Source organism: Bacillus sp. X1(2014) (genome assembly GCF_007678255.1).
In genome coordinates, this window is record NZ_VEED01000031.1 from 26,118 (window position 1) to 33,816 (window position 7,699).

9 protein-coding genes, 1 pseudogene and 1 other annotated feature are annotated in these 7,699 nt (G+C 33.9%); of the genes and pseudogenes, 8 read left to right on the forward strand and 2 right to left on the reverse strand.

Annotation, left to right across the window (positions count from 1 at the left end; translation table 11 throughout):
* Window positions 1-24 precede the first annotated feature (24 nt).
* The 3 genes from FS608_RS31025 to FS608_RS28255 all read left to right on the forward strand — a co-directional run bounded on the left by FS608_RS31025 (window position 25) and on the right by FS608_RS28255 (window position 2,361).
* Window positions 25-180: a hypothetical protein gene (locus FS608_RS31025; RefSeq protein WP_222127425.1), complete on the forward strand. Its 156-nt coding sequence runs from the start codon at window positions 25-27 to the stop codon at window positions 178-180.
* A 374-nt stretch (window positions 181-554) separates the two neighbouring features.
* Complete coding sequence (locus FS608_RS28250) at window positions 555-992, forward strand: VOC family protein (RefSeq protein ID WP_144555884.1); 438 nt, start codon at window positions 555-557, stop codon at window positions 990-992.
* Between the two features lie 361 nt (window positions 993-1,353).
* Window positions 1,354-2,361, forward strand: coding sequence for a DUF3231 family protein (locus tag FS608_RS28255; RefSeq protein ID WP_144555885.1), 1,008 nt, complete (start codon window positions 1,354-1,356; stop codon window positions 2,359-2,361).
* A gap of 177 nt (window positions 2,362-2,538) precedes the next feature.
* Here FS608_RS28255 and FS608_RS28260 read toward each other — a convergent pair.
* Window positions 2,539-2,759 (reverse strand): annotated as a pseudogene (locus tag FS608_RS28260) (tyrosine-type recombinase/integrase); the annotation flags it as partial.
* A gap of 250 nt (window positions 2,760-3,009) precedes the next feature.
* Between FS608_RS28260 and FS608_RS28265 the strand changes: the two are divergent.
* Window positions 3,010-3,306, forward strand: a complete 297-nt coding sequence (locus FS608_RS28265; RefSeq protein WP_144555886.1) for a hypothetical protein — start codon at window positions 3,010-3,012, stop codon at window positions 3,304-3,306.
* Window positions 3,307-3,482: 176 nt separating this feature from the next.
* Here the strand turns inward: FS608_RS28265 and FS608_RS28270 are convergent, their stop codons facing one another.
* Window positions 3,483-3,896: a VOC family protein gene (locus tag FS608_RS28270; RefSeq protein WP_144555887.1), complete on the reverse strand. Its 414-nt coding sequence runs from the start codon at window positions 3,894-3,896 to the stop codon at window positions 3,483-3,485.
* A gap of 330 nt (window positions 3,897-4,226) precedes the next feature.
* Window positions 4,227-4,437: a binding site (T-box leader), on the forward strand.
* A gap of 52 nt (window positions 4,438-4,489) precedes the next feature.
* On the opposite strand from FS608_RS28270, the gene FS608_RS28275 reads away from it, so the two are divergent.
* The 4 genes from FS608_RS28275 (at window position 4,490) to dfr (ending at window position 7,556) form a co-directional block, all read left to right on the forward strand.
* A complete protein-coding gene (locus FS608_RS28275; protein ID WP_144555888.1) occupies window positions 4,490-5,047 on the forward strand; it encodes a pyridoxamine 5'-phosphate oxidase family protein in 558 nt (185 codons plus the stop codon).
* 244 nt (window positions 5,048-5,291) lie between these two features.
* Window positions 5,292-5,606 carry a hypothetical protein gene (locus tag FS608_RS28280; RefSeq protein ID WP_260871853.1) on the forward strand — a complete coding sequence of 105 codons (315 nt, stop codon included), beginning with the start codon at window positions 5,292-5,294 and terminating at the stop codon, window positions 5,604-5,606.
* Window positions 5,607-5,752: 146 nt separating this feature from the next.
* Window positions 5,753-6,292, forward strand: a complete 540-nt coding sequence (locus FS608_RS28285) for a hypothetical protein (protein WP_144555889.1) — start codon at window positions 5,753-5,755, stop codon at window positions 6,290-6,292.
* Between the two features lie 772 nt (window positions 6,293-7,064).
* Window positions 7,065-7,556 (forward strand): DfrD/DfrG/DfrK family trimethoprim-resistant dihydrofolate reductase, encoded by a 492-nt coding sequence (gene dfr / locus FS608_RS28290; protein WP_144555891.1) that lies wholly within the window; start codon window positions 7,065-7,067, stop codon window positions 7,554-7,556.
* Window positions 7,557-7,699: the final 143 nt, after the last annotated feature.

The window sequence follows — 7,699 nt, forward strand, 5'->3', positions numbered from 1 at the left end:
TATTGAAATCTAATTAAGCAATCGGTGGCTTTTATAATTGGTTCGGTTGAGGATTCCCGTGGTGATTTCCTCTTAACATTGCCATATGTTTATGAGATTGATTATGAAAAACTCTCACTTTTCTCTTTTTTAGAAGAATTTATGGAGTTTGGCGATGTAGTTGAGATTTATGAATACTGAGATGGAAAAAAAGTATTGCCAGAATCAATAAATGTTCCTAGTGAAGCAAGGACAATAAACCTTTTACAGCTTACATATAAGGATAAATTCGGTGAATATCATTTTGACAAAAAGAATTGGATAAACGAACTAAAACACGTACAGTTGTTTCGAATTGAAGCGTTACAACATTTATAAAATATTAAATACATCTCTTCAAGTACCATGACATTAGTTAAAGATTGGAGTGGCTGCGGCGATCCTATTTTTCTTATTGCACTATAGAAGCAGGTTTGTTGAAGAAGGATATTTTCTGTTTTGAGCGAAATGGAATACCAAACAACCTAACACGAATACAGGGATTGAAAATAACAGGAACAAAGGAGGTATGAGATATGAGAATCAATAGAATAGATCATGTGAGTATAAACGTAAATGATCTTTCCGAGGCTAAAGCGTTTTTTATTGATTTAGGACTTGAAGTGCAAGCGGAATGGGAATTGGATGGAGAACTGTTGGACAGAATAGTTGGGCTTAAAGATGTTAGCACGGCATGTGTAGGATTGGGAATGCCAGATGGTCAGGTATGGATAGAGCTAGTTAAATTTTATAACCCGTCAGATGAAAAAGATATTCAGCAACCTTTTGCAAATACACTGGGTATCCGACATATTTGTTTTGAAGTTGAAGATATTGAAGCTATTGTTGCAAAATTGAAAAAGAAGGGCACGGAAATCTTTAGTGAGATACAGAAATATGAAGAAAGTTATAAGTTATGCTACGTTCGTGGTCCAGAGGGAATTATTTTAGAGTTGGCGGAGATAATCAGATAAATCTTGAATGGGACTTCAGATTTCCAACTTTAAAGATTTCATCTTAAACTATCTAGGTTGGGGTTTTTGAGTTAAAAAAAATGAGACATAAACATTTTTTCATTTTGTCTGTTTCTATGGCAATATCATAATTTATTTTTATCAATTATTAGTAGAGCGAGCTATTTCTAAAGAATCTAACCAAAATTAATAAGATTGTGAATCTTTGTACTTAAACTCTACGGGCAGCTATGTTTAGGAAGTAATTATAGATTGTTTTAGCTTACTGTAAAAAGCAGTAGGATTTTTTATTTACATATTGTTAGAAAAATTAGGGAATATTGTACAAGAAAGGATTGTTTGGTTAGATGGAGGTTTATATATGGAGAAAGGCAATCAGGTACAGCTTACATCAGCAGAGATAACCGCTCTTTGGACATCCTATATTAATGATACTGCCATTGCTTGTCAGTTTAAATACTTTTTAACCATAGTTGAGGATGAAGAGATTAAAGCATTAGTCAAACATGCTTTTGGTATTGCTCAAGGAAATCTTAAAACACTAACTGAGATTTTCAACAAAGAAAAGTATCCAATACCTTATGGATTTAAACTTATTGAGGATGTAAATATAAATGCTCCTAGGTTGTATTCAGACACATATTTTTTGAATTACCTTCATCATGCATCACAAATTGCTTTGCAAGGATACAGTATCCATCTGTCAGTATCAGTTAGGGCAGATGTTTACAGTCATTTTAGTGAGTGTATTTCACAATTAATAAATTTTCTTAGGGATGTAAAAGAGCTTTTATTATCTAAAGGTCTTTATATCAGGTCTCCTTATTTACCTATACCAGAGGATATTGATTTTATTAAAAAACAAAGTTTTCTTAAAGGCTTTTTTGGGGAAAAGAGACCATTAGTAGGTACAGAAATATCAAACCTCTTTGTTAATTTTCAAAGAAATGCTTTTGGAGTTGAAACCTTAATAGGATTTAGTCAAGTTGCACAGTCAAAAGAGGTAGCTAAGTTTTTATTTAGAGGTGTAGAAATTGCAAAAAAGCATTGTGATGTTTTTGGAGCTATCCTTAAAGAGGATTACCTTCCATTACCTATGTCAGGGGATTCAAATGTAACAGAGTCTACAGCTTTTACTTTTTCAGATAAACTTATGATGTACTATACTACATCCCTTATTGCCCTAAGTATTGGATTTTATGGTACAAGTATGGCGATGAGTCCTAGAAGGGATATAGGTCTGCATTATGTAGGACTTACTGCTGAAATAGCTATGTATGCTGAAGATGGGGCTAATATAATGATTAAAAATGGATGGCTAGAACAGCCTCCTATGGCTCCTGATAGGGATGAATTAATAAATAATTAGAATCAATTTCAATCCATATTTAAGTCCTTCTGCATAAAAACAGAAAGGGCTTATTATTTTATTACATTAGGACTAAAGCAACTTCCTTCCAGATACTTTGTGAAGATTTTCGCTTAAACTAATGGGGGCAAGAGTGAAATAAAGCAACGCTATCGTGAGATGCGTTGCTTATTTATTCTAAAAAAACTTCCTATATAATTCCTGCCTGATGCTTCCGCTTAACTGGGCATATTTTCACTTTTTTCATGACCTAATAGGCTTTGAATAACATCTAGAGGTGCTCCATTATTCAATAAGTGGGTTGCATAGCTGTGCCTTAGTTGGTGCGGATGAATGCCTTTGTTAATGCTGGCACGGTTTGAAATTCGCTTAATAATGTATCGCATCTGGGCAATGCTCTCGAAAAGCCTTCAATGCGTTTATCAGATTCATACGTTTCCCATGCTTGAGATAATAACAAGTTCATCTCTCCCCAAAAAATTCTTTTTTCAGGAATTATTGACCGTTTTTATAAAATTGAAACGGCGGTTCTTATTAAGCTAAAGAAGCAGGTTAATTGAAGAAGGAATTAGAATTTTATGGTAAAATATTATCATTAATTTTCTTTGTTACAGGGGATGTTTAGATTGAAAAACAAGGAGGGATAAGATGACTAAGAAGAAAAACGGTATATGGTTTTTAAGTGGTTACGGGATAGCACTTATTTTACTTTTATATTTTGGGTTGAATGGTTTGGCTGTAACTACATTGGGCGATACTTTCCCAAATCCAAGGTTTATTACTGTTTTAGCTGTATTTATTATAGTTGCTTGGTCCATTGGATTGGGAACTCGTCGATACTTAAAATGTCTCACTAATGAAACACGAAATAAAATGAGAAATTCCTTTTTAGGTATTACAGTATTCAGTTGGGTAATTACTATAATTCTTTTTTCGGTTTCTTGAATATCTAGGAAGTATTACTCCTTACAAAATAGCATGGAAATCTTAGAAACTTACTTATTTCACTAACGGGTGCATTACTTAAAGAACGTTCGGCTGCTCAAAAAAAGCAGCCGATATTGTGTTGAATGGCTGAGGTTAACCAAAGAAGCGAAGGATGTGGACTTCATCCGAATAGACTAGGCTTCTGTGGACTGATGCTCACAAAGGAGCATCCATGACGTTCCAAACCTGTCTCTCAGCTGAGCAAAACGCAAAGCGAAAAAGGTTTCTTCCATGGGCATAAAGATTTCTCCTCCTTCAGAAAGCAAGGTATAAATCCTCTCCGCCTCTTCTGCATTGTATACCCTGAGTGTCAGATAGACACTCCGCATAGGCTCAGCGTTGGGGATATCGGCTCCTCTTAGCACCGTGTCCCCAATCTCGATGGTAGCATGAAGAATGTCGTTTTCCCGACCTACCGGAACGTTCGTCGGATCTGGCAGTTGTTTGAAAGCCATCATCGACGTTATCCTGCCTCCGAGATGATGTTCATAGAACCGAAAAGCCTGTTCGCAAACTCCGCGATAGTTAATGTAAATATCGAGCTTCATTGAATAATCTCTCCTTTATCATTTTGGTTGTAGGTCTTGAAAGATATCTTATTATTCAGTATAAACTGCATATGAATGCCAATACAATTATGGGTTTTATGAAGTCGACAGGTTGGTGAACAGCGTCTCCAAAAATCGTCAGTGCTCCGCTATAGGGGCGATGCTTCAATAAAAAAAGAATGGCCACCAGGATATTTATGTTGAAATATAGAACGAAGATTGTGAAGGTTTTTACTTAAACAAACGAAGCAGTTTAGTTGAACAAGAAATAGAAAAATATGGTTGACCAATTTAATAATACATAATAAAATTGAGAAAATTACAAAATTTAAAAACACAGTGACTGGGAGTATGAAGGAATGTTTATTGTTTAGAGAGCTGTCGGCTGGTGAAAGACAGTCAATAAAGTCATCAACTCGCCCGCGAGTGGTAAGGCTGATATGTAAGTCTTAACGGTTTACATCCGTAATCAGTTATAAAGTGGATTTATTGTAATAGCAAATTAACAAGAGTGGTACCACGATGGTCTATCGTCTCTTATGAGATGGTAGGCTTTTTATTTTAAACAATTGGTGAGGCGAGGAGGATATATTATGGGAACAGTTTATTCATCAATACTTTCAAAACATGAAGAATTTATAAGAAAACAACGGATTTTTTTCGTTGGTTCAGCACCACTATCAACAGACGGACATGTTAACATTTCCCCTAAAGGTCATGATGTACTAAGGATATTTTCACCAATTGAGGTCGCTTATTTAGATTTAACTGGTAGTGGAAATGAAACAAGTGCCCATTTAATAGATAACGGTAGAATTACTTTTATGTTCTTAGCTTTTGAAGGTCCCCCGATGATTTTACGTCTATACGGAAGAGGTAAGATAGTATTACCAGACTCACCAGAATGGGATGACATGGCTAAGCACTTTGATATCCTACCTGGTTCTCGTCAAATAATTCATGCAAAGATTGAAACGGTAAAAACGTCATGTGGTTTTAGTGTTCCATTTTATTCATACAATGGTGAACGAGATACTCTTCAACAGTGGGCTACCAATAAAAGCGAACAAGACTTAGAAGAATATCGTAAAAAGAAAAATTCTATTAGTATGGATGGAATAGTTACACCAATTGGGGAAAAGTTTATCTAGCTTAATAACGTTAAATAGTAATAGTCCTTGATGAGCTAACGGGTGCTTAAGTTAAAAATGGGATGGCTACGGCTATCCCGTTTTCTTATTTTGCTAACGGGGCAGGTTGGTTAAAGATGAGTAACCCAGACCAAAAGATTAACGTTAAATATTACAGGGGGAGTGATGGAATATAAAAAATATAATTGGTATTATCTTATTGTTTTCCTTTATTTTAGTCGGATGCAGTTTAAAGACACAGACATTGCCTGAATTTTATATAAAAGACCTTGGTGATGTAACTAAGATAGTTATAGTAAAAGGCAGTACGGGCAATAAAAAAACAATCGTAGAAAAGGCTGTTATTGAGGGATTTTTAACTAAGATAAAGGAAATAAAGTTTATTCCAGAAGAAAATCAAGAAGAAAGAAAAGGTTGGAGTTACTCTATTAGACTTTATGAAGATGCCGAGAAAACCTTTCAAAACCAGATATTTATCCAATTGTTGATGATTTTTATAAAAACCTCAATGTACCAGAAAACTAATTTTCCTTATTCAACTAACAGGTGCTTTAGTTAAACACTGGGGTACGATACAGGAACGTTAATTTAGGCAGGGGTATTTGAGATAAAGAATTATCGGACGAAGGCGATCTTATTTTCTTATTTGACTAACGGAGCAGTGCTGGATTTTTGTAGAATAAAGATATGAGGGGGGATTGGTTTATGGTAATTAAGAATAAAAAAATCCTTTATGTTGTTTTAGTAATCATAGTACTTATTTTAATAACATTCATATTAAACGCTACGAAGAGAGAGTATGGTAATGATGAAGAATCCATTTTAAAGGTGATTAGATCAATTGACGGATATAACTCTCAATCTATAAAAATATTAGAAATTAAGGATATAAAAAATGAACGGGTTGTTCCATTTTTATTAAATAATAATCCTGGTTATATTCAGTTTACCAAGAATAAAAGAGGGAACTATGAATGGAATCATATTGAGAAGATGGAAAATCAGTCTTTCGCTTCGTTCCTGGTCAATCTCAATGGTGAGGAGTTACCTAATTTAAAGTTTTTGTTCGTGACTAATGAAGATAATGAGATTGCAAAAGTGGAATTAGACGTGAACGGACAAATCTTTAAAAAGGAACTTAAAGTACACGAAAGTTCAGTAGCGTGGATTGATTTGCCTAAACATAAATCTGCGGAATATAAATATAAGTATTATGATGAAAATGGGAATTTAATCGAAGAATAGAAAAAGGTTTATTGTCTTTATTTATACAAAGGACATCATTGGTGCTTGAAATAACGGGGCAGGTTACTTTAAGAAGGAATTAACCCCATTTACCAAAATCCTGTAGTAAACATTGTTGTAAATAGGGTATGGGGGAGATGTACTTGAAAGAGAAGATTTTAATAATGTTTTTTATGTTCTTTATACTTTTCGTAGTAGTTGTTCCAATTGTATTTGCCAGCTCACCTTTTGTTATTGGTGAAGAAAAAGCAGGAGGCTAGCAATACACTGTAATAAAAGAACAAAACACCTTTACTTGGAAAATTGGTCATCAAGACAACATTTCTACTGTCGTAGAGAATAAGGATAATAACGAAGATTTGGAGCGTTTTAGAATTGCGGTTGAGGATATTAATATGGAAATATTTAAAATAATAATATCTGCATCATATTTTTTAATTGTTGTTATAACAACGTTATTTTTCTACAAGAATAACAAACAAATATCTAAAGGTATTGGAGCAATTTTTACTATATTCGCAGGGATTGCATTGAATTATACAATAGTAACTTCTATTAACCTAAATACTGCATCTCAGGATGCGAAGTTTTATTATTCGATGCTAACCAATTAAGAATTTAAATTCCACTAACGGGTGCTTGAGTTTAAGATCTGAGCTGTCATCGTGGCAGCTCTTTCTTGTTGAACTAACGAAGCAGTTTAGTGCAACAAGGAATTTCAATAAAGATACAATATTATATAGTAAAATAAGCTTAAAAGGCTGTGTTAGATATGAAGGTTTCTATAATTGTTGCGATGGATAGGAAGAGAGTAATTGGCAAAGATAATGACATTCCTTGGAGAATTCCAAAGGATTGGGAGTATGTTAAAAATATTACAAAGGGACATTCAATTATATTGGGTAGAAAGAACCTTGAGTCAATTGGAAGAGCTTTACCTGGTAGAAGAAATATAATTCTGACAAGGGATAAGGGCTTCAATTTTGACGGTTGTGAAATTGTCCACTCAATCGAAGCTGTTTTTGAGTTATGTAAAAATGAAGAAGAGATTTTTATTTTCGGAGGGGAGCAGATTTATAATATTTTCCTTCCTTTTGTTGGGAAGATGTACATCACAAAAATTCATTATGAATTTAAAGGAGATACATTTTTTCCTGATGTGAATTTTGATGAATGGAATGAAGTTTCTATTGAAAAAGGGATTATGAATGACAAAAACCCTTATAACTACTTTTTTCACGTTTATGAAAGAAAACTTTCTTAAGCTAAAAGAGTGTAAGATTTTAACAGAGAGTTGCAACAGCAGCTCTTTTTTCTTTATGGAACTAACGGAGCAGGTTAGCATTCCTGTAGATCGTTATTTTTCGACTTTGAAAAAAATAGGACTCCTAAGTAAGATATGAGTAT

Bases quoted from the DNA above. Each gene is read 5' to 3' on its own strand.
- FS608_RS28250 (WP_144555884.1), top strand. From the start codon at position 555: ATGAGAATCAATAGAATAGATCATGTGAGTATAAACGTAAATGATCTT.
- FS608_RS28265 (WP_144555886.1), top strand. From the start codon at position 3,010: ATGACTAAGAAGAAAAACGGTATATGGTTTTTAAGTGGTTACGGGATA.
- FS608_RS28270 (WP_144555887.1), bottom strand. From the start codon at position 3,896: ATGAAGCTCGATATTTACATTAACTATCGCGGAGTTTGCGAACAGGCT.
- FS608_RS28285 (WP_144555889.1), top strand. From the start codon at position 5,753: ATGGTAATTAAGAATAAAAAAATCCTTTATGTTGTTTTAGTAATCATA.
- FS608_RS28255 (WP_144555885.1), top strand. From the start codon at position 1,354: ATGGAGAAAGGCAATCAGGTACAGCTTACATCAGCAGAGATAACCGCT.
- dfr (WP_144555891.1), top strand. From the start codon at position 7,065: ATGAAGGTTTCTATAATTGTTGCGATGGATAGGAAGAGAGTAATTGGC.
- FS608_RS28275 (WP_144555888.1), top strand. From the start codon at position 4,490: ATGGGAACAGTTTATTCATCAATACTTTCAAAACATGAAGAATTTATA.